This is a genomic window from Marinobacterium sp. NO-S09, assembly GCF_059179545.1.
Map to the genome: position 1 here is coordinate 972513 of NZ_CP168954.1, position 26520 is coordinate 999032.

General features: G+C 57.7%; 25 protein-coding genes. 19 read left to right on the forward strand and 6 right to left on the reverse strand.

The annotated features are described in order from the left end of the window. Positions 1–45 precede the first annotated feature (45 nt). Complete coding sequence (locus tag O3C79_RS04635; RefSeq protein ID WP_010323614.1) at positions 46–207, reverse strand: hemin uptake protein HemP; 162 nt, start codon at positions 205–207, stop codon at positions 46–48. Positions 208–393: 186 nt separating this feature from the next. Between O3C79_RS04635 and parC the strand changes: the two genes are divergently transcribed. After that, positions 394–2640, forward strand: coding sequence for a DNA topoisomerase IV subunit A (parC, locus tag O3C79_RS04640; RefSeq protein WP_494384991.1), 2247 nt, complete (start codon positions 394–396; stop codon positions 2638–2640). 21 nt (positions 2641–2661) lie between these two features. Here the strand turns inward: parC and O3C79_RS04645 are convergent, their stop codons facing one another. Beyond that, the gene (locus O3C79_RS04645) at positions 2662–4524 is read right to left on the reverse strand and encodes a hypothetical protein (protein WP_494384992.1); all 1863 of its coding nucleotides are present in this window, start codon (positions 4522–4524) and stop codon (positions 2662–2664) included. A gap of 191 nt (positions 4525–4715) precedes the next feature. On the opposite strand from O3C79_RS04645, the gene O3C79_RS04650 reads away from it, so the two are divergent. The 14 genes from O3C79_RS04650 (at position 4716) to O3C79_RS04715 (ending at position 17030) form a co-directional block, all read left to right on the forward strand. Continuing rightward, positions 4716–5972 carry a glutamate-5-semialdehyde dehydrogenase gene (locus O3C79_RS04650; RefSeq protein WP_494384993.1) on the forward strand — a complete coding sequence of 419 codons (1257 nt, stop codon included), beginning with the start codon at positions 4716–4718 and terminating at the stop codon, positions 5970–5972. Beyond that, entirely contained in the window at positions 5972–6616 is a 645-nt protein-coding gene (gene nadD, locus O3C79_RS04655) for a nicotinate-nucleotide adenylyltransferase (RefSeq protein WP_494384994.1), read from the forward strand. Before O3C79_RS04650 ends, nadD begins: the two co-directional genes overlap by 1 nt. 18 nt (positions 6617–6634) lie before the next feature. Then, positions 6635–6982 (forward strand): ribosome silencing factor, encoded by a 348-nt coding sequence (gene rsfS, locus O3C79_RS04660; protein WP_494384995.1) that lies wholly within the window; start codon positions 6635–6637, stop codon positions 6980–6982. Between the two features lie 9 nt (positions 6983–6991). Further along, positions 6992–7459 carry a 23S rRNA (pseudouridine(1915)-N(3))-methyltransferase RlmH gene (gene rlmH, locus O3C79_RS04665; RefSeq protein ID WP_076464345.1) on the forward strand — a complete coding sequence of 156 codons (468 nt, stop codon included), beginning with the start codon at positions 6992–6994 and terminating at the stop codon, positions 7457–7459. 9 nt (positions 7460–7468) lie between these two features. Next, entirely contained in the window at positions 7469–9367 is a 1899-nt protein-coding gene (gene mrdA / locus O3C79_RS04670) for a penicillin-binding protein 2 (protein WP_494384996.1), read from the forward strand. Next, the gene (gene rodA, locus O3C79_RS04675) at positions 9367–10509 is read left to right on the forward strand and encodes a rod shape-determining protein RodA (protein WP_494384997.1); all 1143 of its coding nucleotides are present in this window, start codon (positions 9367–9369) and stop codon (positions 10507–10509) included. Before mrdA ends, rodA begins: the two co-directional genes overlap by 1 nt. Positions 10510–10519: 10 nt before the next feature. Beyond that, a complete protein-coding gene (gene mltB / locus O3C79_RS04680) occupies positions 10520–11521 on the forward strand; it encodes a lytic murein transglycosylase B (RefSeq protein ID WP_494384998.1) in 1002 nt (333 codons plus the stop codon). Positions 11522–11525: 4 nt separating this feature from the next. Beyond that, complete coding sequence (locus O3C79_RS04685) at positions 11526–12356, forward strand: septal ring lytic transglycosylase RlpA family protein (protein ID WP_494384999.1); 831 nt, start codon at positions 11526–11528, stop codon at positions 12354–12356. A gap of 90 nt (positions 12357–12446) precedes the next feature. Beyond that, complete coding sequence (locus O3C79_RS04690) at positions 12447–13619, forward strand: D-alanyl-D-alanine carboxypeptidase family protein (protein WP_010323603.1); 1173 nt, start codon at positions 12447–12449, stop codon at positions 13617–13619. A 64-nt stretch (positions 13620–13683) separates the two neighbouring features. Then, positions 13684–14547: a D-amino acid aminotransferase gene (locus O3C79_RS04695; RefSeq protein WP_494385000.1), complete on the forward strand. Its 864-nt coding sequence runs from the start codon at positions 13684–13686 to the stop codon at positions 14545–14547. After that, a complete protein-coding gene (locus O3C79_RS04700; protein ID WP_076464359.1) occupies positions 14547–14822 on the forward strand; it encodes an HP0495 family protein in 276 nt (91 codons plus the stop codon). The genes O3C79_RS04695 and O3C79_RS04700 overlap by 1 nt, the downstream gene beginning before the upstream one ends. Next, positions 14822–15478, forward strand: a complete 657-nt coding sequence (gene lipB, locus O3C79_RS04705; protein ID WP_494385001.1) for a lipoyl(octanoyl) transferase LipB — start codon at positions 14822–14824, stop codon at positions 15476–15478. The genes O3C79_RS04700 and lipB overlap by 1 nt, the downstream gene beginning before the upstream one ends. A 6-nt stretch (positions 15479–15484) precedes the next feature. Further along, on the forward strand, positions 15485–16462 hold the full coding sequence (gene lipA, locus O3C79_RS04710) for a lipoyl synthase (RefSeq protein ID WP_010323599.1): 978 nt from the start codon (positions 15485–15487) through the stop codon (positions 16460–16462). 112 nt (positions 16463–16574) lie between these two features. After that, complete coding sequence (locus O3C79_RS04715; protein WP_494385002.1) at positions 16575–17030, forward strand: OsmC family protein; 456 nt, start codon at positions 16575–16577, stop codon at positions 17028–17030. Positions 17031–17059: 29 nt separating this feature from the next. Here O3C79_RS04715 and dtd read toward each other — a convergent pair whose 3' ends face one another. Together dtd and pip are read right to left on the reverse strand one after the other, a co-directional pair. Continuing rightward, complete coding sequence (gene dtd, locus O3C79_RS04720; RefSeq protein WP_494385003.1) at positions 17060–17497, reverse strand: D-aminoacyl-tRNA deacylase; 438 nt, start codon at positions 17495–17497, stop codon at positions 17060–17062. A 2-nt stretch (positions 17498–17499) separates the two neighbouring features. Continuing rightward, positions 17500–18450 (reverse strand): prolyl aminopeptidase, encoded by a 951-nt coding sequence (gene pip, locus O3C79_RS04725; protein ID WP_494385004.1) that lies wholly within the window; start codon positions 18448–18450, stop codon positions 17500–17502. Between the two features lie 91 nt (positions 18451–18541). On the opposite strand from pip, the gene O3C79_RS04730 reads away from it, so the two are divergent. The 3 genes from O3C79_RS04730 (at position 18542) to O3C79_RS04740 (ending at position 22421) form a co-directional block, all read left to right on the forward strand. Next, positions 18542–19270, forward strand: a complete 729-nt coding sequence (locus tag O3C79_RS04730) for a helix-turn-helix domain-containing protein (protein ID WP_494385005.1) — start codon at positions 18542–18544, stop codon at positions 19268–19270. 70 nt (positions 19271–19340) lie between these two features. Beyond that, on the forward strand, positions 19341–20243 hold the full coding sequence (gene yddG, locus O3C79_RS04735) for an aromatic amino acid exporter YddG (RefSeq protein ID WP_494385006.1): 903 nt from the start codon (positions 19341–19343) through the stop codon (positions 20241–20243). 237 nt (positions 20244–20480) lie between these two features. After that, positions 20481–22421 carry an EAL domain-containing protein gene (locus O3C79_RS04740; RefSeq protein WP_494385007.1) on the forward strand — a complete coding sequence of 647 codons (1941 nt, stop codon included), beginning with the start codon at positions 20481–20483 and terminating at the stop codon, positions 22419–22421. 62 nt (positions 22422–22483) lie between these two features. On the opposite strand, the gene typA is transcribed toward O3C79_RS04740, so the two are convergent. Next, positions 22484–24295, reverse strand: coding sequence for a translational GTPase TypA (typA, locus tag O3C79_RS04745; RefSeq protein ID WP_494385008.1), 1812 nt, complete (start codon positions 24293–24295; stop codon positions 22484–22486). Between the two features lie 75 nt (positions 24296–24370). Next, complete coding sequence (locus tag O3C79_RS04750) at positions 24371–24733, reverse strand: hypothetical protein (RefSeq protein ID WP_494385009.1); 363 nt, start codon at positions 24731–24733, stop codon at positions 24371–24373. Positions 24734–25087: 354 nt separating this feature from the next. Between O3C79_RS04750 and glnA the strand changes: the two genes are divergently transcribed. Then, on the forward strand, positions 25088–26494 hold the full coding sequence (glnA, locus tag O3C79_RS04755) for a glutamate--ammonia ligase (RefSeq protein ID WP_076464388.1): 1407 nt from the start codon (positions 25088–25090) through the stop codon (positions 26492–26494). The last annotated feature ends 26 nt before the right edge of the window (positions 26495–26520 follow it).

Below are 26520 nucleotides of genomic sequence, written 5' to 3' on the forward strand. Positions count from 1 at the left end.
CTGGCATGGCAGGACATGCTGGCTAGTCGCAATCGTTTGGGTGGGTTACTTGGTCAGGATCAGTTTGCCCTTGCGGGTTACGCGCAAGCGGTAGAGCTCATCATTGTGCATGATGATCAGCCCGGACGGGTGTTGTACCAGTTCATCACTGCGAACCCAGGTGTTGGATGGGGCGGTGCTGTTGGCTTGAGCTGATTTGTCGAACATGATTTCCGGTCCTGATTGGTGATCACTTTATGCAAATGAGAATAATCCGCATTAGCGATAAATGCAAGTCCCCAGAGAGGAGGCGGAGTGCAAGATGCGCTCCTTTCACTGAGCTGGCATACTGCCGCACTAATCACAATTGTTTGCCACGCCAGTCTGCGGGCACATCTGTGCAGGGATCAGTTGATGAGTGTAGAAACCACCTTTGACGGCGAGACGGAAAAGCTGTCGCTGAGAGACTTTACCGAAAAAGCCTATCTCGATTATTCGATGTACGTCATTCTGGACCGTGCCTTGCCCCACCTTGGGGATGGCATGAAGCCGGTGCAGCGTCGAATTGTTTATGCCATGTCTGAGCTGGGACTCAAGGCAACGGCCAAGTACAAAAAATCGGCGCGTACGGTCGGCGATGTGCTGGGTAAATTCCACCCCCATGGTGACTCCGCCTGTTATGAGGCGATGGTGCTGATGGCCCAGTCGTTCAGCTATCGTTATCCGCTGATCGATGGTCAGGGGAACTGGGGGTCGGCCGATGATCCCAAGTCCTTTGCCGCCATGCGTTATACCGAGTCACGCCTGGCGCCCTATGCCGAAGTGCTGCTGAAGGAACTGGGACAGGGCACGGTCAACTGGGTGCCCAACTTTGATGGCACCATCAATGAGCCCGAAGTGCTGCCGGCACGTTTGCCCAACGTACTCCTGAATGGCGGCACCGGCATTGCCGTGGGCATGGCAACGGACATTCCGCCACACAACCTGCGCGAAGTGGCCAAGGCCTGCTGTCATTTGCTGGACCACCCGATGGCTACGCTGGAGGATGTCTGTGACCTGATTCCGGGGCCGGACATGCCGACCGAAGCCGAAATCATTACCCCGGCCAAAGACCTGCGCGAGATCTACAGCAAGGGGCGTGGAAGCTTCCGCATGCGGGCCATCTGGGGCAAGGAAGAGGGCGAAATCGTTATTACCGCGCTGCCGGCGCAGGTGTCCGGTGCTAAGGTGCTGGAACAGATTGCCAGCCAGATGCAGCAGAAAAAGCTGCCGATGGTGGTCGATCTGCGTGATGAATCCGATCATGAAAACCCCACCCGTCTGGTCATTGTGCCCAAGCGTGGCAAGGATTTGGATGCCCTGATGGCGCACCTGTTTGCTACCACGGATCTGGAACGCAGCTACCGCGTTAACCTGAACATGATCGGCATTGACGGTCGTCCTCAGGTGAAAGACTTGCGCCAGATTCTGGTGGAGTGGCTGACCTGGCGTACCAGCATCGTGCGCCGTCGCCTTGAATACCGTCTGCAGAAGGTGTTGGATCGCCTGCATATCCTCGAAGGCCTGATGGTGGCTTATCTCAATATAGATGAGGTGATCGCGATCATTCGTGAAGAGGACAAGCCCAAAGACGAGTTGATGCGCCGCTTCGAGCTAACCGATGTTCAGGCGGATGCCATTCTCGACCTGAAGCTGCGTCATCTGGCCAAACTGGAAGAGTTCAAGATCCGCGGTGAGCAGGATGAACTCAACGATGAGCGCAAGTATCTGGAAGAGACGCTGGGCTCCGATGAGCTGATGCGCAACCTGGTGCGTGAAGAGATTGAATCCACGGCCGAGGAGTTCGGGGATGAGCGTCGCTCGCCGCTGGCCGAACGTGCCGAGGCACAGGCGTTCAGCGAAAAGGATCTGCTCAGTGCTGATCCTGTCACCGTTGTCCTGTCCAAGCAGGGCTGGGTGCGTGCGGCCAAGGGCCATGATATCGATGCCGAAGGCTTGAGTTACAAATCCGGCGACGGCTTCAAGCTGGCCAGTCCCGGGCGCATGAACCAGCCCTGTATATTGCTCGACTCTACCGGACGCAGCTACACGCTGGAAACCCACAAGTTGCCCTCGGCACGGGGACAGGGCGAGCCTGTGACGGGCCATATCAGCCTGCCCAAGGGCGCGGTTGTGGATGGCCTGGTGTGCGGCCGCGACGCGGATGCACTGTTGCTGGCCTCTGATGCCGGTTACGGTTTTGTCACCCGCATTGATCAGCTCACCAGCAAGACCAAAAACGGCAAGGCGGCACTGACGCTGCCGAAAGGCGCCAAGGTGCTGCCGCCCGTATTGGTGCCGGATTCGGAAGCGCTGCTGGCGGCCGTGAGCAGTGAGGGCCGTTTGCTGGTGTTCCCGGTCAGTGAATTGCCGGAGCTGGCGCGCGGCAAGGGCAACAAGGTTATCAATATCCCCAGTGCTCGTGCCGCTACCGGTGAGGAGCTGATGAGCCACATCACTCTGATGGGGCCGGAGGATACGCTGGTGGTGAATGCCGGGCGTCAGCACCTGAAGCTCAAGGGCAGCGAGCTGGAGCGCTACCGTGGTGAGCGCGGACGCCGTGGCAGCAAGCTGCCAAGGGGCTATCAGCGAGTCGATAGCCTGGAAGTCGTCAGCGACTGACCCCCAAGGCCGGTAACCTGATCAGTTGCCGGCCTTGCCCCTTTCTGCCAACTTGGTCAGCAAGTGGCGTGCCTGCTTCTCCAGCAGGTTCTGGTAGGACTCATTGACCGCCAGCAACAATACCTTGTCTTCATCCTCACGGCGTATATCGGCCTGACTTAACAGGGATTCCTTCAGCAGGGGGGCTTCGGTCAGGGCCGTATGGCTGATCAGGGCATTGCTCTGCGTCGTGCGGCTGAGGAAGTGGGCTTCCTCCTGCATGCGCTCGACCTTGTCCAGTGCACCGCGTACCAGTGACATGTGCAGGTTCATCACCGGCTGGAAAGCACGGATCTGCTGCTGGTTGTAATGCTGGTAGAGGTAGGTGAACAGCATGGCGCAACAGATGGCGTTAACACCGTGACTGTCCTTGTCGTCTGACTGGGTAAACAGGATACGCAGGTTACCGTCCTTGAGTGCTTCCAAACGACCGCTGTAGATACGGGCCACGGAGTTGGCCAGCGTGCGGTAGTTCTTCAGCAGGGCTTCCCGTTCAGGGCCGTCCAAGTTCTCTGAATGGGCACTGCGGGTATCGATCAGGAACAGGTAACCGGCCTCTTCGGGCGTCAGCAGCATCTCCAGTTCCTGCTCAAAAGTATAGAGTCCCAGCTGCTCTTCATCGCTGAGGAGCAGAGGATTGTCCGAATCATCCTGAGGCTCGTCCAGCGTTTCCCTGGGTGAACTGTCCAGTTCGGTCAGTTCCATATCCGGCACCATGGCTTCATCGCTGTCATCATCTTCGACGTGGCCCACCGGTTTGGGGGTGAAGCGGGGCATGCGTTCTGCAGCCTGTTCCGGTTTCAGCAGGGACACCAGATCATCGGTGTCGAATGACGGCTCGCGGCGTCCGCTGGTCGCTGCTGGAGAGGGCGCGGGTTCAGGTGTCGGCTCAGGTGCGGGTTCGGCTTTCGCCTCCTCTTCAGGCTCGAAGTGAACCGCTGAATCTGAGGTGCTGGACAGGCTGGGCTCTGTTTTAAAATCCGCTTCAGCAGGGCGAGTCGGTGTTTCGGCTGTTCGAGGTGCTTCGGCCAGGGGCTTTTCAGGTGCTTCGGCGACCCGGGATTCAGGCACGGTGGGCGGTTCCGGTGCAGTGGTTCGCGGCGGAATATCCAGTGCCGGAATATCATCGGACGCAGGCTTGGGCGCCGGCGCTGTCTTAGCCGGTGCCGGTTTATCCTCTGCTTTTGTCTCGGTTTTTCCTGATGGCGACTTGTCAGGCGCGGGGCTGCTGGCCTGTTCCGGTGGCTGGTTGAAATCGAATTCGGGAATGCTGTCGCGATTCACAACCTGACGTGCGACCTCACCAAAGCTGGGGGCTTCGGGTGCATCCAGTCGGGTGCGCTGTTTCAGGCTGAAACCGATCAAAATGGCCGTGATGCCCAGACTGCCGGCCAACAAAAGCGCTATTTCATAGAGCTGCTGGTGAAGAGAGGCGGTAAAGGGCTGGGCGTTGCTCCACAGAGTGAGCTGGCCAATCACCTCATCGCCCTGCGCCAGTTCCAGTGTGTGGCCGCGGCCCTGGGGCTGGCCAGCCAGGGCAATCAGGGTCTGGTCCGGTGCGGTCAGGCGCAGGCCATTGATCATCGGCTGACCTGCCAGCTCATTGAACAGGTAGTTCAGGCTGATACGATCATCGGCCAGCACCAGAGGCTGAATCAGAATGGCACTGCTGCGGCCAAACATCAGACTCAGCTCCGAAGCCTGCTGGGCGGCATGGTCTCGACTGCGCAGGTATTCAAAGGTGCCGCTCAACGCCAGGCTGAGCAGCAGAATCAGGGCTGCCGAGAGCAGGGCGCGCAGAGACAGGGTCGAGGTACTTTGCTGAGGGATGTCCTTAGGCTCCATCCTGTTTGGGTCCGAGGCTGGCTGATGACGGAATAGTCGCCCCGATGATAGCAATATTCGGATGCAGGGCACAGTGTCCGGCGCCGAAGAGAGGGCGGCAAATTCATGTGGATCCGCGCCCTCAGGCAAAGACCTTTGCCCCCTGCTCGGGTTATACTGTGCCGTTAAAGTGATCGCCGCGGATATATAAGATGAATGTAGCTGAATATATGACCGAACTGGGTGAACAGGCCCGCGCCGCGTCCCGCGAAATCGCGCGTGCTGACACCGGAGACAAGAACCGTGCCCTGCTGGCCATGGCGGATGCCATTGATGCCAGTCGTGAGGCGCTGGTTGATGCCAACCAGAAAGATATGCAGAACGGCCGTGAAAAGGGCCTGGATGCAGCCATGCTCGACCGCCTGGAACTGACCCCAGCGCGTATTGACGGCATGATAGAAGGCCTGCGTCAGGTTGCGGCGCTGCCGGACCCGGTTGGCGGCATCACTGATATGAACTACCGACCATCTGGAATCCAGCTGGGCAAGATGCGTGTGCCTCTGGGCGTTATCGGCATCATTTACGAGTCGCGTCCCAATGTGACCTGTGAAGCGGCCAGCCTGTGTCTGAAGTCCGGCAATGCCACCATTCTGCGTGGCGGCTCCGAGGCGATTCATTCCAACCAGGCTATTGCTGCCTGCATCCGCCAGGGGCTTGAGGCCGCAGGTCTGCCGCAGACGGCGGTCCAGGTTGTGGCCACGACTGACCGCGAAGCCGTGGGCCAGTTGATCACCATGCCGGACTATGTGGACGTTATCGTACCGCGCGGAGGCAAGGGGCTGATCGAACGTATCGCCAATGATGCCCGTGTCCCGGTGATCAAACATCTGGATGGCATCTGCCATGTGTATATCGATGCAGAGGCAGACAAGACCAAGGCGCTGAATATCGCCATCAACGCCAAGACACACCGCTACGGTACCTGCAACACCATGGAAACCCTGCTGGTGGATTCGGCGGTGGCTGCTGAAACCCTGCCGGAACTGGCGGATCATTTCGCTCAGCTGGGTGTCGAGCTGCGTGGCTGTACGCGCACACTGGAAATTCTGCCCAACATCAATGCGGCTACTGAAGAGGACTGGGCGACGGAATATCTGGCGCCGGTACTGGCGGTCAAGCTGGTAGACGGCATGGATGAGGCGATTGCGCACATCAACCGGTATGGCTCGCACCACACCGATGCCATTATTACCGAGAACTACACCAAGGCGCGGGCGTTCCTGCGTGAGGTGGATTCCAGCTCGGTGATGGTCAATGCATCTACCCGTTTTGCCGACGGTTTCGAATACGGTTTGGGTGCCGAGATCGGTATCTCCACCGACAAGATCCATGCCCGCGGCCCTGTGGGTCTGGAGGGTCTCACCTCGCAGAAATATGTCGTGCTGGGTGATGGACAGGTTCGCGTTTAATGCAGCCTCTGGTATTCATGGGCGGGACCTTTGACCCCGTCCATAACGGACATCTGCGTACCGCGCTGGAACTCAAACAGTGGCTTGGGGTCGATCAGGTCTGCCTGATTCCCTCAGGCGCACCGGTGCATCGGGATGAGCCGGGCTGCACGCCGCAACAGCGGCTGGAAATGGTCCAGCTGGCTGTGCAGGACGAACCGGCACTGGCGGCGGATGCCCGTGAAATTGAATCGGATGATCCCTCCTATTCCCTGCTGACGCTGAAGGCGTTGCGCGCGGAGCGTGGAGCTGACTGTCCGATTATCATGACGATGGGCATGGATGCCTATCAAACCCTGCCCAGCTGGCATCAGTGGCAGTCCTTTCTGGACTATGCCCATATCCTGGTGCTGGCACGTCCAGGCTATGACGGTGGCGATGCCAATGCGGAGCTGCTGGACTTCACCGGGCGACATCAGGCGCCGGCGGTGGACGAGCTGCTCAAGGTGCCATCAGGCAGGGTGTTTATTCAGGAGTTGACCCCCTTGGGGATTTCGGCAACCCAGATTAGGCAGTTGATCGCCCAGGGGCAATCACCGCGTTATCTGATGCCGGAGCCGGTATGGCACTATATTCAAGACAACACACTCTATGGTTATCACTAAAAAAGGTACTTTCTCGTAATGGAGATCGAACAGCTGCGTGAAGTGGTGCACTCTGCACTGGAAGATATGAAAGCACGTGACATCACGGAACTGGACGTGCGTGGCAAATCCAGTGTCACGGATTACATGGTGATTGCCAGCGGTACGTCCAAACGGCACGTCATGTCGGTAGCGCAGGAAGTGCTGGAAAAGGTAAAAGCGGCCGGCCTGCTGCCGGTAGGTACCGAAGGTCAGGGCGTAGGTGACTGGATTCTGGTCGACCTGGGCGACATGGTTGTGCATGTGATGATGCCGGATGCCCGCAGCTTCTATGACCTGGAGCGCCTGTGGAAATTTGACGCCGACGACGAAGCGGCGGCGGAGTAACGGCACCCCATGCGTATCCGTTTGCTGGCGGTGGGTAACCGCATGCCGGATTGGGTGACGGCCGGGTATGAAGAATATGCCCGCCGTCTGCCCGCCGATTTTCAACTGGAATTGATCGAGCTGGCCCCCGGACACCGAGGCAAGAACGCCGACCTGGCCCGCGCCATCCGCAGCGAGGGTGATGCCATGCTGGCGGCTATTGGCAAGGGGGACAGGGTGGTCGCGCTGGATGTGAAAGGGCGACCCTGGTCCACTGAGCAGCTGGCTGAACAGGCTGAGAACTGGCGCATGGATGGGCGCAATATCAGTCTGCTGGTGGGTGGCCCTGATGGTCTGGACCCGCGCTGCCTGGCGCTGGCCGACCAGAAGTGGTCCCTGTCGGCGCTGACACTGCCTCATCCGCTGGTGCGGGTGGTGCTGGCCGAACAGCTCTACCGTGCCTGGAGCATTCTCCAGGGCCATCCCTACCACAAGTAGTCGTCAGGCATGGCACCCTTCGAGCGTTTAAAAGATTACACCCGCGAAAACATCACCTTCACCAACAGGTCCATCCTGGCCTTTGTGATCGTGGTGTTGATGATGCTGGTGCTGGTATGGCGTATCTATTATCTGCAGGTAATAGAGCATGATCGCTATGCCGCCATCTCCGAGGAAAACCGGGTGCAGTTGCAGCCGGTTGCGCCTCGACGTGGCCTGATTTACGACCGCAATGGCGCCTTGTTGGCGGATAACCGACCTCACTTCAGCGTGACCCTGCTGAAGGAGGAAGTAAAAGACCTGGATCAGACGCTGGCTCGGCTGGGGGAACTGATCGAGCTGACCCCGCGTGATATTGAACGTTTCCGGAAGCGCCTGAATCAGCGGCGGCGTCCTTACGAAACCGTGCCCCTGCGTTTCCGTCTGACTGAAGAGGAAATTGCCCGCATTTCCCTCAATTATCATCGCCTCCCCGGTGTTCAGGTTGAGGCTGACCTGATTCGATACTATCCACACGGGGCGTCTCTGGTACATGCACTGGGATATGTGGGGCGTATCAACGAGCGTGAGTTGGGTCGTGTCGATGAGAAAAACTATGCCGCCACCCACTACATCGGCAAGCTCGGCATAGAGAAATTCTACGAAGATATCCTGCACGGCCAGGTGGGCTTCCAGAAAGTAGAAACCAATGCCCGTGGTCGGGTGCTGCGAGTACTGGAGCGGCAGGACCCCGTGCCCGGCAAGGACCTGCAGCTGAGCCTGGATCTACGCCTGCAAACCTTTATTGAAACTCTGCTTAAGGAGCAGCGTGCCTCGGTGGTGGCACTGGATCCGAATACCGGTGAAATTCTGGCGTTGGTCAGTACGCCGACCTACGACCCGAACATGTTCGTAACCGGTATTTCGAGTAAGAATTACAATGCCTTGCGCAACTCGCCGGACCTTCCGTTGTTTAACCGTTCGTTGCGCGGCAGCTATCCGCCCGCATCTACCATCAAACCGGTCATTGCACTGGCGGCACTGGAAACCAATACTTTTACTGCGGAGGACAAGGTGTGGGATCCGGGCTTTTATCAGATCAACCGCAATGGTCGTCGTTACCGTGACTGGAAACGCTGGGGCCATGGCTGGGTAGACCTTAATGATGCGCTGGCTGAATCCTGTGACGTCTGGTTCTATGAGGCTGGCCACCAGATGGGTGTCGACCCCATGTCCGAGATGCTGGGCAAATTTGGTGTTGGTCAGGATACCAGTCTGGACCAGCCTGAAGCCCTGGCCAATTTCCTGCCTTCCAAGGAGTGGAAGCAGGGCAGCCGTAGTTTGCCCTGGTACCCCGGTGACTCGATCAACCTCAGTATAGGCCAGGGCTTTCTTGTCATGACCCCGTTGCAAATGGCGACAGCCACCGCTGTCATGGCCAACCGTGGGCGCTGGGTGCAGCCACGCATGCTGCAGGGACTTATCGATCAACCTGGCGATGACCCCCGGCCTTACGCACCCATGCTGAACCGCAAGGAAAAGCCGCCCAATATCAAGCTTAAGAACCCGGACCACTGGGATCAGGTTATTGAGGGAATGGTTTCTGTAATGCACGGTCCCAAAGGGACGGCTCGTCGCTCGGCGGCGGGAGCGCCTTACACCATTGCGGGCAAGACCGGTACTGCGCAGGTGGTGGGAATCGCGCAGGATGCCGAGTATGACGCCGAGGCATTGGCCGAACGGCATCGTGACCATGCCCTCTTTGTTGCTTTTGCGCCGGTGGAAAATCCCAAAATTGCGTTGGCCGTGATCGTCGAAAACGGCGGCGAGCGCGGTGGTGGTGGTTCCAGCGCGGCCGCGCCGGTGGCCCGCGAGGTGCTGGATGCCTGGCTGTTGGGCGATTACGAAAACGATTTGGAGAACAAGTGATGGTGCCGCGCGATTTTCAACGCACCATGCCAGGCAGTAATGTTCATCTGCAGCGTCCGTCCGGGCTCTGGTCCTATACCCACCTGGATGCCTGGCTGTTGGCATTGCTGCTGACCCTGTGCGGCTTTGGCCTGTTCGTGCTCTACAGTGCCTCGGGTCAGGATATGGGTTATGTGGTTCGTCAGGCAGTGCGTATGGGGGCCGGCTTTTTTGTGCTGATCGTGTTGGCGCAGTTGCAGCCGAGGACCTACAGGCGTTTGGCTCCCTGGGGCTATGTCGCGGGTGTGGGATTGCTGGTGGCCGTGTTGCTGATCGGGGTCGGGGCCAAGGGGGCTCAGCGTTGGCTTGAGCTGCCAGGATTCCGCTTCCAGCCATCGGAAATCATGAAGCTGGTATTGCCGATGATGATAGCAGCCTGGCTTACCAAACATCAGTTGCCGCCGACCTTCCGTCACCTGGTGCTGGCACTGGTGCTGCTGGCGATTCCCACGGCACTGATCATGAAACAGCCTGACCTGGGAACCTCGCTGTTAATCGCGGCGTCAGGTGTGTTTGTTATTCTGCTCTCGGGCGTGTACTGGCGCTGGATTTTCGTGGCGATTGGATTGGCAGGGGCAGCCCTGCCGGCACTCTGGTCAATTATGAAGGACTATCAGAAACAGCGTGTACTGACATTCCTTGACCCGGAAAGTGACCCTCTGGGTGCGGGCTGGAACATTATCCAGTCGAAAACGGCCATTGGCTCTGGCGGTTTATCCGGCAAGGGCTGGCTGGAAGGAACCCAGTCCCAGCTCGATTTTCTGCCCGAATCCCACACCGACTTTATTATTGCGGTGATTGGTGAAGAACTGGGCATGACTGGTGTGCTGGTACTTTTGCTGATCTATCTGATGATCATCGCTCGTGGGCTGATTATTGCCGCCCAGGCACAGGACAGTTTTTCTCGCCTGTTGGCGGGGAGTATTACGCTGACTTTCTTTGTCTACGTATTCGTTAACATCGGTATGGTATCCGGTTTGCTGCCGGTGGTGGGGGTTCCTCTGCCAATGGTCAGCTATGGCGGCACCTCGATCGTGACACTTATGGCAGGATTCGGCATTCTGATGTCGATCCGCACTCACAGACAGATGCTGACCCGATAGGGAGATTAAAATGCGCAACACACTGGGAAGCTGGCTGCTGGCCGGTACATTGCTGACGGGCACCACCAGCGCCATGGCTGGCAGTGGATATGAAGAGCACCCGCTGGCAGACGAAGTGGTCAGTACACTTGAAGCCGAAGGCTTTGATGCTGCCGAGGTCCGCAAGGTGCTGGCCAAGGCCGAGCGCAAGAACTCCATTCTGGAAGCGATCTCACGTCCGGCCGAACGTCGTCTGACCTGGGGCGAATACCGCAAGATTTTTGTCGAGCCCAAGCGCATTCGTCAGGGTGTCGCATTCTGGAACGAGCAGGCCGAGACACTGGCGCGTGCAGAAGAAGCCTATGGTGTCCCGGCTGAAATCATTGTCGCGATCATCGGAGTGGAAACCCGCTATGGCCGTATCATGGGCCGTTACCGTGTACTGGATGCGCTGGCGACGCTGGGCTTCGATTACCCCAAGCGCGCCGACTTCTTCCGTGGCCAGCTGATCGAATTCATGCGCATGAGCCGTGAAGAGTCGCTGGACCCCACTGGTCCCATCGGCTCCTATGCCGGCGCCATGGGCTACGGCCAGTTTATTCCGTCCAGCTTCCGTGACTTTGCCGTGGATTTCGACGGTGATGGCAAACGCAACATCTGGAGCAACAAGGTCGATGCCATCGGTAGCGTGGCGAACTACTTCCACGCCCATGGCTGGCAGCCCGGTGAGCCGGTGCGCTCCAATGTGGTGATGAACAAGGTTGCTGATGAAAGCTGGTTCAATGCTGGCCTCAAGCCGGAAGTGAGCCTTGCTGAATGGGCCGAGCGTGGCATTGCCACCCGCAAGGATCTGCCGCTGGATCAGCCAGCTACACTGATGGAGCTGACAATGGAAGACGGTGAGCATTACTGGTTCGGGTTGCAGAACTTCTATGTTATTACCCGCTATAACCACAGCCGACTCTACGCCATGGCGGTCTATGAGCTGAGTCAGGCGATCAAGGAGGCCCGTGAGGCCGCCACGGAGAACTGATGGCATGAAACGGCTCTCTCTCCCTTTGCTGGCTGTGCTGGTGCTGCTGTCGGGCTGTGCTGCCAAGGAAAGCAGTCGTTACAGCATCAAGCAGGACCGTGGCCCGGATCAGGCCGTGGACCTGTCCAAGGTACCTGATGCGGTGCCTCGGCCTGAACCCCGCAGCCGCTGGGGTAACAAGAGCCCTTACCAGGTACTGGGCAAGCGCTATTACGTGTTGCCCACCGCCGAGGGCTACCGGGAGAGAGGCATTGCTTCCTGGTATGGCAAGAAGTTCCACGGCCATACCACCTCCAACGGCGAAATTTACGACATGTACCAGATGAGCGCGGCCCACAAGTCCCTGCCACTGCCCAGCTTTGTGCGTGTTACCAATCTGGATAACAACCGCCAGGTGGTGGTGCGGGTCAATGACCGCGGGCCCTTTCATGACAAGCGACTGATCGACCTGTCCTACGCCGCGGCTTACCGGCTGGGAGTGCTGCAGCATGGTACCGCCCGTGTGGAAATCGAAGCGATTACGCCGGGCAGTGCCGCGGATGCGCGCCTGCTGGCTACCGAAAAACTCAGCCCCGTCTCCAGTGAGCGTGCCGCCATCACAGGCCGCACCCTGCAGGTAGCGGCTCTGTCGAATGAGGCCAATGCACAGCGTTTGGCGGCTCAGCTGGGTGCACAACTGGAGGAGCCGGCCATGGTGGTACCGGTGGAGCGCGGCGACCGCACTCTGCACCGGGTACAGCTGAGCCCGCTGACTGGCCGCCATACATTGAACTGGCTGCTGCAGCAGTTGTCACAGGCGGGATACCCCGGTGCCCATCTGGTGGACTTGCCCTGATGGCGCGGGTAGAGTTTAGCTTTGCTACGTGTCGAGAGGCACTTCGTCACCCAAAACCCTTCACTTCAACCAAGATGTAACTGACCGACTATGGCGCAACGACAGACACTTACCAACGCATTCCTGTACCTGGCCCTGATGCTCGCGCTGCTGGTGGCAGCCACTGCCCAGGCAGCTTCAGCTCTGATACCGGCCCCGCCGCAGGTTTCCGCCCGCGCCTATCTGGTCATGGATGCTGATACCGGCCATTTGATTGCGGCTGATCGCGAGGGTGAACGTTTCCCGCCGGCCAGTCTGACCAAAATGATGACCAGCTACATCGTTGAGTACGAGATCAGTAAGGGGAACATCGCCGAGGATGATCTGGTGCTGGTCAGCGAAAAGGCCTGGCGTACCGGCGGTTCGCGCATGTTTATCCAGGAGGGTACCCAGGTGAAGGTGGGTGACCTGCTGCGCGGAGTCATCATCCAGTCCGGTAACGATGCCTCAGTGGCATTGGCTGAACATATTGCCGGCAGTGAGCGTGCGTTCGCCGACCTGATGAACCAGCATGCGCGTCTGTTGGGCATGGAAAACTCGCACTTTGTTAACGCCACGGGCCTGCCGGCCGATGATCACTACTCATCAGCCGAAGACCTGGCCAAGCTGGCCAAGGCCCTGATTACGCGTTTCCCTGAGCATTACGCCATCTACGCGCAGAAATACTTTACCTACAACAACATTCGTCAGCCCAACCGCAACAAGCTGCTGTGGCGTGATGACAGTGTTGACGGTATCAAGACCGGCCACACCGATGCGGCTGGCTACTGCCTGGTATCCTCTGCCAAGCGTGATGGCATGCGTTTGATCTCTGTGGTGATGGGCACCGACAGCGAAGAGGCTCGCGCCCGCGAGAGCCAGAAGCTGCTGTCGTACGGTTTCCGTTACTACCGTACCCACCAGCTTTATGAAGCGGGTCAGGTTTTGCAGGACACCAAGGTCTGGGCCGGTGCCCGTGACCAGGTTCGTCTGGGCCTGACACAGGATCTGGCAGTGACAGTTCCGCGTGGCAAAACCGATCTGCTGGAAGCTTCCCTGGAGTTGGACAAGGTGATCAAGGCGCCGGTCGAGCAGGGACAGGAGTTGGGTCAGGTACGTGTCACCCTGGATGGCGAAACCGTTACCAGCGTACCGCTGGTGGCACTGGAGCCGGTACAGGAAGGCAGTCTGTTCAAGCGTATCTGGCACGCCATCATGCTGTTCTTCATCGGTCTGATCAGCTGATCGCGACTTTCCCCTTGAAATCGGTATATGCTGCCCACATCTCAGGATGTGGGCAGTTGCACTTATGAATACTGATATTGTTTATCTCAATGGTCGTTATCTGCCTGCGAATGAAGCCCAGGTATCGGTCTTTGACCGTGGCTTTCTGTTCGCGGACAGCGTCTACGAAGTGATCCCCTACTATCAGGGTGTCGGTTTCCGTCTTCAACAGCATCTGGATCGCCTGGCTTACAGCCTGCGAGCCATACGTATTGCCGCTGATGACGACTGGCGCAGTATTCTGGACGGTCTGGTAGAGCGTAACGGTGGCGGTAATCTGTCAGTCTATCTACAGATCAGCCGTGGCAGCGCCGGCAGCCGTACCCATGCCTATGATCAGAGTATGACGCCGACAGTGTTTGCCTGCTGCTCGCCGATCAAGGATATCTACGCGCTGGGGGCGGATCAGGTCAAAGGCTATACTGTCATTGTATCGGCCGACCTGCGTTGGCACCGCTGTGACATCAAGTCCACAGGGCTGTTACCCAATATTCTGGTATTGCAGCAGGCCCGTGAAGCCGGTGCCGATGAAGCACTGCTAGTGCGCGATGGACTGCTCAGTGAAGGGACCTCATGTAACCTGTTTGTGGTGCGCCAGGGCGTGATCTATACACCCAAGCGCAGCTCGGAAATTCTGGGCGGCACCACACGCGAGTTGATTCTTGAACTGGCCGCCGAGGCCGGTGTCCCCTTTCAGGAAGTGGATATCCGCCCGGAAGAGCTGGCCAATGCAGATGAAGTCTGGGTCTCCAGCTCCACTCGAGGAGTAATTCCGGTGATCGAGATCGACGGCACTCCGGTGGCCGATGGTCAGAAAGGCCCACTGTGGCAACAGATGTTTGCCCTGTTTACACGTTTTCAACACCGGCTAATGACCGGAGAGAAGTAATGAGTAGCGAACCACAAGCACCCAAAATTGAATTCCCCCATCCCGATTACACCCTCAAGATCATTGGTGACAACCATGACGACTTCAAAGGTCTGGTTGTTGAGATTGTGCAGATTCATGCACCAGATCTGGATGTCGAGCAGGTGGTGGTACAGGAAAGCGGCAAGGGCAATTACAGCTCTGTTCGTCTGAGCATCACGGCGACCAGCCATGAGCAGCTGGATAACCTGCACCAGGATCTGAAAGCAACGGGTCGTGTGAAAATGGTTCTTTAATGGCGGTGTCCGAAGAGCTGATTATTCGCACACCTGAGGGGCTGCAGCCCTACGCATCGGTGTGGGAAAAAATGCAGGCCCTGACGGCCAGCCGTGACGCCTCGACACCCGACGAAATCTGGCTGCTACAGCATGAGCCTGTATTCACCCAGGGGCAGGCAGGCAAGGCTGAACACCTGCTCAGCACTGGCGATATCCCTGTGGTTCAAGTGGACCGGGGTGGCCAGGTGACCTATCACGGGCCGGGCCAGCTCATCGCCTATCTGATGCTGGACCTGCGCCGACGCAAGTTGGGCGTGCGTGATCTGGTCGACATTATCGAGCAGTCCATTGTGGCTTTGCTGGCGGACCTGGGCGTAGAAGCCTACCCCAAGCCTGATGCCCCGGGCGTATACGTCAACGAACAGAAAATTTGCTCGCTGGGATTGCGCATTCGTCGCGGTTGCTCCTTCCATGGATTGGCGCTGAACCTGGATATGGACCTGGAGCCCTTTTTGCGCATCAACCCCTGCGGCTATGCCGGCCTGCAAATGACGCAGGTTCGTACCCAGGCACCCCAGGCTGATCTGGCCGCTGTGCCCGATAACCTAGTAAAACACTTGGTTAAGAAGTTGGGGTATACTGTACTGACACGCACACATACATGGGATAACTGATTAAGTATGGCTGAATCCTCCGAAAAGAAAGCAGGCCGAGTCGAGCAGGGCGTGAAGCTGCGTGGTGCTGACAAGGTTGCCCGTATCCCGGTCAAGGTAATTCCGACCGAAAAGGACGAAATGCTGCGCAAGCCCGATTGGCTGCGTGTTCGTATGGGATCAAATGCGGAAGTTAAGCGGATCAAGGAGAAGCTGCGCAAGCATAAACTGGCCTCTGTTTGCGAAGAAGCCAGCTGCCCCAACCTGGGGGAATGTTTCAGCCACGGTACCGCCACGTTCATGATTATGGGCGATATCTGTACCCGCCGTTGTCCCTTCTGTGATGTTGCCCATGGCCGTCCCAATGCGCTGTCGGAAGATGAGCCGCGTGAACTGGCAGAAGCCATTGCCGACATGCAGCTGAAATACGTGGTGATTACCTCGGTCGACCGTGATGACCTGCGCGATGGTGGTGCCCAGCACTTTGCCGACTGCATCCGTGAAACGCGTCAGCGCATCCCCAGTATCCAGATTGAAACGCTGGTGCCGGACTTCCGTGGACGTATGGATGTGGCGCTGGATATTCTGAATCAGACCCCGCCGGACGTGTTCAACCACAACCTGGAAACCGTTCCGCGCCTGTACCGCAAGGTTCGCCCCGGTGCCGATTACCAGTGGTCACTGGATCTGCTCAAGCGCTACAAGGCGTTGCAGCCGAATGTGCGCACCAAGTCTGGCCTGATGGTGGGCTGTGGTGAAACCAATGAAGAGATCATTGAAGTCATGCGCGACCTGCGTGCGCACGATGTCGACATGATTACCATTGGTCAGTATCTGCAGCCTAGCCGTGACCACCTGGCGCTGGACCGCTACGTGACTCCGGACGAGTTTGCCGAGTACGAGCGCATTGCGCGTGAGCTGGGCTTCAGTCATGTGGCCAGTGGCCCGCTGGTACGCTCCTCCTACCACGCCGATCTACAGGCGAAAGGGGAAAAGGTCGGTTGATCCGCCCTTGTCTGGAATGAAAAGCGCCTCAGGGCGCTTTTTTTATGTCTTGCGATGCGGTGCACAAATTCATAATATTAGTAATATCTTAACTAATTGTAAGGGTAGCGAGATGAGTGCGGACAAGCGTGTTGCGGTACAAGCATCCATGGAGCAGGGCTTTCTGGTAAGTGCGAATATTCGTGGCCACCAGGTGCAGATCGACCAGCCGGAGGCGGCGCGGGGCACTGACAAGGGGCCGACACCGCTGGAGTACTTCCTGTTTTCGTTGGGCGGCTGTATCTGCACCATCGGCCGTATCGCCGCCATGCAGCAGAAAATCGACCTGCGCGGCATGAAGGTCAGCGTAGAAGGGGACTACAACCCGGCAGGTCTGCTGGGCAAATCCAGTGATGACCCGACCGGCTTCAAACAGATCTCGGTGGCTGCCGAAATCGATGCGGATATGAGCGATGAGGACAAGCAGGCGTTTCTGGATGCTGTCTGCGAACGCTGCCCGCTGCATGCCAACATCAAACTGGAAACCCAGGTGACCCATCACCTGATGGAACCCAGCTGCGTGATCTGAGGCGCAGCCGGGCTTGTTCTTCGGGCCGGTCAGACTTCCAGCAGGAAGGTGACGGGCCCGTCGTTGAGCAGTTCCACTTTCATATCCGCACCAAAGCGGCCGGTGGCGACAGGATTATGCTGAGACTGAGCCTGTTCGACGAAGTAGTTGTAGAGGCGTTCACCCTCGGCAGGCGAGGCGCCGGATGAGAAACTCGGCCTTAGCCCTTTGCGGGTATCTGCGACCAGTGTGAACTGGGAGACTACCAGCAGGCCACCGCCGGTATCGGTAAGGCTCAGGTTCATCTTGTCGTCCGCATCGGCAAAAATGCGGTAGTTCAGTACCTTCTTCAGCAGCTTGTCGGCGCTGGCCTCGTCATCTTCTTTCTCCACACCCAGCAGCAGCAGGATACCGTTGTCGATGGCTCCTGTGATCTCGCCGTCCACAGTGACATTGGCATGACGAACCCGTTGAATCAGTCCTTTCACTCTCAGGCGCTCCTTTCGACGAAACGGTCGGTGGCGTGCACCAGGTTATCGATAATGCCCGGCTCCAGCGCCGAGTGGCCGGCTTCACGGACAATGTGCAGCTCCGCGTGGGGCGCGGCCTGCTGTAGAGCCCAGGCCTGCTCCAGCGGGCACACCATGTCGTAGCGGCCATGCACGATGGTGATCGGGATGTCGGTCAGCTTGTCGGCGTCACGCAGAATCTGGTCCGGCTCCAGAAAGGCCTTGTGGATAAAGTAATGTGCCTCTATTCGCGCCATTGCCAGGGCAAAGTGCGGGTCACCAAAATGATCGACCACGCTGGGGTTGGGAGTCAGGGTCGAGCATCGGCCTTCCCAGATTGACCAGGCCTTGGCCGCCTGCATCTGTGCCAGTTCGTTATTGGAGGTCAGGCGCTGATAATAGGCGCCCAGCAGGTCGCCGTGCTCCTCGGTCGGGATCAGTGCCAGGTAGTCCTGCCAGTAGTCCGGGAACAGGGCGCTGGCACCTTGCTGGTAGAACCACTGAATATCTTGATCACGGCACAGGAAAATGCCGCGCAGGATCAGACCCAGGGTGCGTGCGGGGTGTGTCTCGGCATAGACAAGGCTCAGGGTTGAGCCCCAGCTGCCGCCAAACAGTAGCCATTGCTCGATACTGAGGAACTCGCGAATGCGCTCCATATCAGCGACCAGGTTGCTGGTCGTGTTGTCATCCAGAGTGGCGTGTGGGGTCGAGCGACCACAGCCGCGCTGATCAAACAGGATGATGCGGTAGCGCTCCGGGTTAAAGTAGCGTCGGTGCACCGGGCCGCAGCCGCCACCGGGGCCGCCATGCACAAACAGGACCGGAATGCCGTTCGGATTACCACTCTCCTCCACGTACAGGGTATGCCCCTGACCGACTTCAAGGTAGTACTCGTGGTTGTGGCCGATCTCCGGATAGAGGATACGCATGCCGATCTCCTGACGCTTGGGTGAGCCGCCAGTATATCGACCCTGTCTGGGCAGGTGAACCGACCCCGTGAAGGCGTGCTAAAATCCGGCCATGAACATTGATGAAGCTCAGCTGGACATGCGCAGTTACCCCGGCGAAGTCCATGCCCACCAGCATGATCACTACCATCAACTGGTGTTGCCCTGTGAAGGGGCGCTGGAAATGCAGGTCGGCAGCCGTGAAGGTCAGGTCGGTCATGGTTACCTGGCGGTCGTGGCTGCCGGTGAAAGCCATGCGTTTGCTGCCCGGGGGGATAACCGCTTTCTGGTCGCTGATTTGCCGCTGGCCAACACTGATGTCTGGCAGGCATTGCCTCCTTTTCTGCCCCTGTCGCAGCCGCTGCGCCAGTACATCGGTTTTTTACAGAGCTGGCTGGCGTCCGGGCATACGGCCAGCGTACCGGGCAGCGATCAAGTACTGTCCGAGTTGCTGATGGCGGGCGTTGAGTCGCCGGTGGTGGATCGGCGAATCGAGTCTGTCAGGGAGTGGATGAGCCAGCACTTTGCCGAGGCTGTCAGCTTGCCGCAGCTGGCAGCGCTGGCCTGTCTCAGTGTGCGTCAGTTCAGTGCCCGTTTTCGTCAGGCGACCGGTCAGTCGCCCCAGCAATACCTGATCAGCCTGAGGCTGGAGAAGGCGCAGGCGCTGCTGCAACAGACCGATATGAGCCTGCAGCAGGTCAGTGATGCGGTCGGGTATACCAGCCTGTCGGCGTTCAGCCATCGCTTTCGACAGCGTTTTGATGTCAGCCCCAGCTACTATCGCCGAAACGAGCAGGCATAGCGCCGAAACGCACACCTTTAATCTGCTCGAATCATGCAGACTGCTGGCTTTGGCAATGGAGACCCGCTGCATGTCTGCAACCTTGAGTGCCACCTTGATCGGCACCGTATCGATCTGGCTATGGGGCGCGCTGGCGCTACTGACCCGTCTGACCGAAGGACGTATCCCGCCTTTTCAGCTGCTTGCCATGACCTTTTCGCTGGCTTTCCTGCTGATGTGTGGAAAATGGTGGCGTGAAGGGCATCTGGGCCTGAAACACCTGCGACAGCCGCCACTGGCCTGGCTGCTGGGTGTGGGCGGCTATTTCGGTTATCACTTCTGTTATTTTCTCGCCATGTCACAGGCACCGGCCGTAGAGGTCAGCCTGTTGGCCTACCTTTGGCCCCTGTTGATTGTGCTGTTTTCGACTCTGTTGCCGGGGCATCACTTTTATCTGCGTCATCTAACGGGTGCCCTGTTGGCGCTGCTGGGCTGCTGGCTCCTGGTTGGGCGCGGAGACACCGATTTTGCCTGGCAGTATCTGGATGGCTACCTGCTGGCGCTGGCCTGTGCATTGATCTGGTCGTCCTACTCGGTGGCCAGCCGTCTGGTCAGCCATGTACCCACGGATGCCGCCGGCTGGTTTTGCGGCGTCACTGCACTGTTGGCTCTGCTCTGTCATTGGCAATTCGAGCAAACCGTCTGGCCGGATTCCGGCACTCAATGGCTGGGAGTTGTTGGTCTGGGGCTTGGGCCTGTGGGGATCGCCTTTTTCACCTGGGATCATGGCGTCAAACGGGGCGACTTACAGCTGCTGGGTGTGCTGGCCTACGCCGCGCCCTTGATCTCGGTAGTGTTACTGGTACTGACGGGGCTGGCGGGTTCCAGTAGCGAAATCTGGTGGGCCAGCGCCGCAATCGTGGCCGGGTCACTGATGGCGGGCTGGCAGACCGGCAGGCGAACCGCTGGAAAACAGGAGGTAAGCGCGCCCTGATCATGAAGTTAAGGCCGGGCTCAAGGGCAGTATGATGTAATTCATACTCGCACCGCACAAAATACCGGCCTATACTTCTCTTCTGTGAGCGGGGCCCGGGTGCACTGGGTGCTACCCAGTGAGGTGCAATGACCCGGTCATGAATCGAGATTAACCTGCTGTAGCGGCAACGCCCTCAACTGCGTGCCGGCTCGGTCTGGTCGTTATGACAGGAATCATTACACAACAGGATATTGCATGCAGTATGACAGGACGTCCAGGCGGCTTCCCCAGCTTCCATTGACTGAAAAAGGGCTTATCCTGTCCCTGTTCGCGCTTTATATCCTCGCCACGTCCGCTATTACCGTTCTCAGCTTCAATGCTTCCCAGGCTCAGCAGTTGGCGACTACGCGCTCCATGCTGCTGACCGCTGCCCGCGCCGGTGGCCATATTGTCGGCAAGTATTTTCATGACACCTATCGCCAGTCCAGCCCGCCAGGGCAGGACCATTATCGTTTGCTGGTCGAGGCGCTGGATAGCCTGGTGGATGACCTGCCCGGTGTAGAATATGTGTACTCGATGGATGTGATCGAAGGCGAGGCCTACTTCGTGATCAGTAACGAAACCGAGGAAGATCTGGAGCGGGGCACCCCCAGTCGTTTCTACAACCCCTACCAGTCGGCGCCGGATGAGCTTTACACCGCCTATCGTAACCGGGAGCCGGTGTTCACGCCGGTATACAGCAATGAATGGGGCTCTTTTCGCTCGGCCTTTGTACCCACCAAGCGCTTTGATGATACCTATTACATCATGGCGGCGGATATTAAGGTCGATGGTCGGCGTGACCTGTTTATGCACAGCCTGGGTACGGCTGCAATCGTGAGCCTGATTGCATTATTGCCGGTCTATCTGCTGTTCCTTTTCTACCGGCGTCTGCAACGATTGCGGGCGGAAGAGCTGGAGCGTCAGCTCTATACCAACCCATTGACCGGCTTGCCCAATACCGCCTGGCTGACACGGGATGAGGCTGAAGCCTTACCTGCGGTTGGCGGTATTCTGCTGAATCTGAATAACTTCCATGCCATCAACATGCTGTTTGGCCGTGAAGCCGGCGATCAGCTGGTACAGCGTATTGCGCAGCGTTTGCAGGAACAGTTGCCTCAAGGGCCCCAGCTGTATCATCTGGAAGTGGACGAGTTTCTTGTTGTCAGCCCTGTGGCCGAGCTGAATACATTGATCAGCCAGGCGCGACAGTTGCTGGTAGCGGTCTTTGCGCCGGCAGATGAGACCACCAGTGCCCGCTTTTCCGTGTCGGCACGGGCGGGGGTTGCCAGTGGCTGCGACTCGATCAAATCACTGCTTAGCCGGACCCAGCAGGCGATGAAGCAGGCTGCAGCTATGGGGCTGCCCTATCGGGCCTACACAGGGACTGACTCGCCTGATCAGTATTACGAACGTAACCTGCACTGGCTGAATGAAGCCGGTCAGGCTCTGGCAGAAGGGCGTCTGAAGCCCTGGTTTCAACCCATTCGTGATATCCATAGCGGTGGTGTAAAACACTATGAAGCGCTGGCACGTCTGGTGGGGCGCGACGGGGAGGTCTATCTGCCGGGGCAGTTTCTGCCGGCCATTCGCTGCAGTCATCTTTATCCCCTGCTGACACGCAGCATGATTGAACAAAGCCTGGCCAGCTTTCGGGATCGTGACGAAATGGTGGCGATCAATATGAGCAAGCAGGATCTGCTGGATGAGCAAACCATGGCGTACCTGTTTGACACCCTGCATGCCTATGGCATGGAGGGACGGGTACTGATTGAAGTACTGGAGTCGGATTCCATCGAATATCAGGATGATGTGGTGGATGTACTCAGTCGCTGCCGCCAGATGGGGGTGAAAGTCGCCATTGATGATTTCGGCAGCGGCTATTCCAATTTTGACCGCATTCTCAAGATCGAGCCGGATTATCTCAAAATCGATGGCTCGCTGATCCGCCGGATCGATGAAGATGAAGCATCTCGCGTGCTGGTAGCGGCAATATGCCAGTTTGCGGTCAGCCTGAATATCCCGTTGATTGCCGAATTTGTTGAGTCCGAACGCCTGCTGCCCCTGCTGGAAGAGATGGGCGTGAGCTTGGCGCAGGGGTTTGGGATTGGTCGCCCGGCACCTTTGATGTCAGGGTCCGAAGCCAAATCAGAGTGAGGCGGCGGACATAAAAAAACCGATGGCAGTACCATCGGTTTTTTTGTCCACAAAGGGAATGCTTACTTCTTGTTGGCGCGCTTGCGCTCGTTTTCTTTCAGCAGTTTCTTGCGGATACGGATGCTTTCCGGTGTTACTTCCACCAGTTCATCGTCTTCGATGAAGTCCAGCGCCTGTTCCAGAGAGTACTTGATCGGCGGGGTCAGCACGATGTTTTCGTCAGTACCGGAGGCACGTACGTTGGTCAGCTGCTTGCCCTTGGTCGGGTTGACCACCAGGTCGTTGTTACGGCTGTGGATACCCAGCACCATGCCTTCATAGACTTCGATGTTCGGGTCGATGAACAGACGGCCACGTTCCTGCAGGGTAAACAGGGCATAGCCCAACGCCTTGCCGTTGACCATGGAAACCAGTACGCCGTTGTGACGGGATACCACATCACCCTGCTTGACCGGACCGTAGTGGTCGAAGATGGAGGTCATGATACCGGTACCGGAGGTCATGGTCATGAACTGGCTACGGAAACCGATCAGGCCGCGAGATGGCATCATGAAGGTCAGACGTACGCGACCCTTGCCGTCCACTTCCATGTTGGTCATGTCGGCCTTACGCTTGCCCAGTTCCTCGATAACCGAACCCTGGTGATCTTCTTCAACGTCGATCATCACAACTTCGTACGGCTCGTGGATTTCGCCATCCACTTCTTTCTGGATAACTTCCGGACGGGAAACACCCAGCTCGAAGCCTTCACGGCGCATGGACTCGATCAGTACGGACAGGTGAAGCTCGCCACGGCCGGATACGCGGAATTTCTCCGGTGTATCACCCGGCTCGACACGCAGGGCCACGTTGTGGATCAGTTCGCGATCCAGACGGTCCTTGATGTTACGGCTGGTGATGAACTTGCCTTCCTGACCGGCGAACGGAGAGTCGTTGACCTGGAAGGTCATGGACACGGTCGGTTCGTCTACAGACAGGGCCGGCAGAGCTTCGATCACATCCGGGTCACACAGAGTGTCGGAAATGTTCAGCTCGTCCAGGCCGGTGATGCAGATGATGTCACCCGCCTGGGCAGAATCAACTTCAACACGCTCCAGACCATGGTAACCCATGATTTTCAGTACACGGCCGTTACGCACTTTGGCGTGGCTGTCGATAACTTTAACCTGGGTGTTGGTTTTGACGCTGCCGCGAGATACGCGGCCAACACCGATAACACCGGTGTAGCTGTTGTAGTCCAGTGCGGAGATCTGCATCTGGAAGGGGCCGTCAACGTCGACGTGAGGAGCATCTACGTGCTTGACGATCGCTTCGAACAGCGGGGTCATGTCGTCTGCCATGGCTTCGGGGTCATCACCGGCGATGCCGTTCAGGGCAGAGGCATACACAATCGGGAAGTCCAGCTGCTCGTCAGTCGCGCCCAGGTTATCGAACAGATCGAAGACCTGATCCATGACCCAGTCAGGACGCGCACCCGGGCGGTCGATCTTGTTGATAACAACGATCGGGCGCAGGCCACGGGCAAATGCTTTCTGAGTTACGAAGCGGGTCTGCGGCATGGGGCCGTCAACCGCATCCACCAGCAGCAGTACAGAATCGACCATGGACAGAACGCGTTCAACTTCACCACCGAAGTCGGCGTGTCCCGGAGTGTCGACGATGTTGATGCGGTAGTCGTTCCACTTGATGGCCGTATTCTTGGCCAGGATGGTAATGCCACGCTCACGCTCCTGATCATTGGAGTCCATGATGCGTTCGGCACCCTCATCGCGGCGGCCCAGTGTTCCTGACTGTTGCAGCAGCTTGTCGACCAGTGTGGTTTTACCATGGTCAACGTGGGCGATAATGGCAATATTACGTAGGTTATCGATCACGCGAAGTACCCTGTGATGTTGTAAAGCGCGACATTATACGGAAGGGATGTGAAACATTCGATCATTTGGTGATCATTATTGCAGAAACCCTGTTCGGGTCATCAGTTTTCGATAGGCTTCACTGGCTGTGCAGTACTTGTCGCTCAACTTGGCGAAGTGCTCCTGAAGAGCGGGGTCATCGGTGTTGGCCAAGCGGGTGCGGTAGCGTTCGCAGCGCTCATCCAGCCGGTTTACGGCCTGCAAACGGCATAAAGGGTACATGTGGCTTTGCTGTGGATAGTTGTAGCAGATGGTATCCAGACGGATATGACCATCCTTTTCCAGCCACTGGGCCGGGAAGCGTTTGGCATATTCGTCATCAGCAGCGACCTTGCCGGCCAGCAGGCTGGTGAAGCATAACAGAGCGATGGTGCCACGCACTGTCTTGAGAGCAGTCATGATCCTTGAGGTCCTGTATATATAGGGGGCTGCATCAGCATACGCCGAATGCGGTATGCGTTGAAGCAAGGTTGGCCGAGAAATCCTGTGGGCTTTGCACTATGATAGGCTCGCTTCAGGGGAGTGTTGCCACTGAATGGTGCGCCATGCACCATATGTGGGCAATAAGCGTGATATATGCACCATTGTAGTGCCTTGTCGCGATTGCTTTCGGTGCGTGCTACCGGAAATCAACAAGTTAGCTCGCATTAAAAACTGGCACATCCCTTGCTTTATCAAGCACAAACCGGTTTTCCGGATCCTAATGTAATGATGTTTTGCCAAGGCAAACTGATAACGAGTGGGGATAGCCAAATGTCAGAGAAGACTCTGAATCTGATCAAAGAAAGCGGCGCAAAGTGGATCGACATGCGCTTTACCGACTTTAAAGGCAAAGAACAGCACGTTACCATCCCGGTAAGCGACATGGGTGACGAGTTCTTTGAAGACGGCAAGATGTTCGATGGTTCCTCCATCGCTGGCTGGAAAGGTATTGAAGAGTCCGACATGATTCTGCTGCCGGACGACAGCGCTTCTGTACTGGACCCCTTCGCTGAAGATGCCACAGTTATCGTACGTTGCGACATCATTGAGCCGGCTACCGGCCAGGGTTACGAGCGTGATCCGCGTTCCGTTGCCAAGCGCGCAGAAGAGTACCTGAAGTCTACCGGTATTGCCGATTCCGCCATGCTCGGCCCGGAGCCGGAATTCTTCGTATTTGACGGTGTTGAATGGCACGCTGACATCAGCGGTTGCGGTTACAGCATCCAGTCTGAAGAAGCTGCATGGGCGTCCAACCACAAGATCGAAGGTGGCAACACCGGTCACCGTCCGCGCGTTAAAGGCGGCTACTTCCCGGTTCCGCCGATCGACTCCCTGCACGATCTGCGTGCCGCCATGTGTGATGCCATGGAAGCCATGGGTCTGACCATCGAAGTTCACCACCACGAAGTGGCAACTGCTGGTCAGTGTGAAATCGGTGTGCGCGGTAACACTCTGGTAGACAAGGCTGACGAAGTACAGATCCTGAAGTACTGCGTACACAACGTTGCTCACGCATACGGCAAGACTGCGACCTTCATGCCGAAGCCGCTGGTTGGCGATAACGGTTCCGGTATGCACGTTCACCTGTCCATGAGCAAAGATGGCCAGAACATCTTCGCTGGCGACGGCTACGGTGGTCTGAGCGAATACGCGCTGTATTACATCGGCGGTATCGTTAAGCACGCTAAAGCTCTGAACGCGCTGTGCAACCCGTCTACCAACTCTTACAAGCGTCTGGTACCGGGCTTCGAAGCACCGGTAATGCTGGCTTACTCTGCACGTAACCGTTCTGCTTCCCTGCGTATTCCGTACACCACCAGCCCGAAAGCGCGTCGTGTAGAAGCGCGTTTCCCGGACCCGGCAGCTAACCCGTACCTGTGCTTCGCAGCACTGCTGATGGCTGGTATCGACGGCATCAAGAACAAGATCCACCCGGGCGACCCGGCTGACAAGGATCTGTACGACCTGCCGGCTGAAGAAGCTAAAGAGATCCCGACTGTTGTCAGCTCTCTGACTGAAGCTCTGGACGCCCTGGAAGAAGACCGTGAGTTCCTGACTCAGGGTGGCGTATTCACCGACGACATGCTGGATGCTTACATCGCGCTGAAGCGTGAAGAAGTAGCCAAGGTCAACATGACCACTCACCCGGTCGAATTCGACCTGTACTACTCTGTTTAATCCAGAGTTGTGAATTGAAAAAGGCT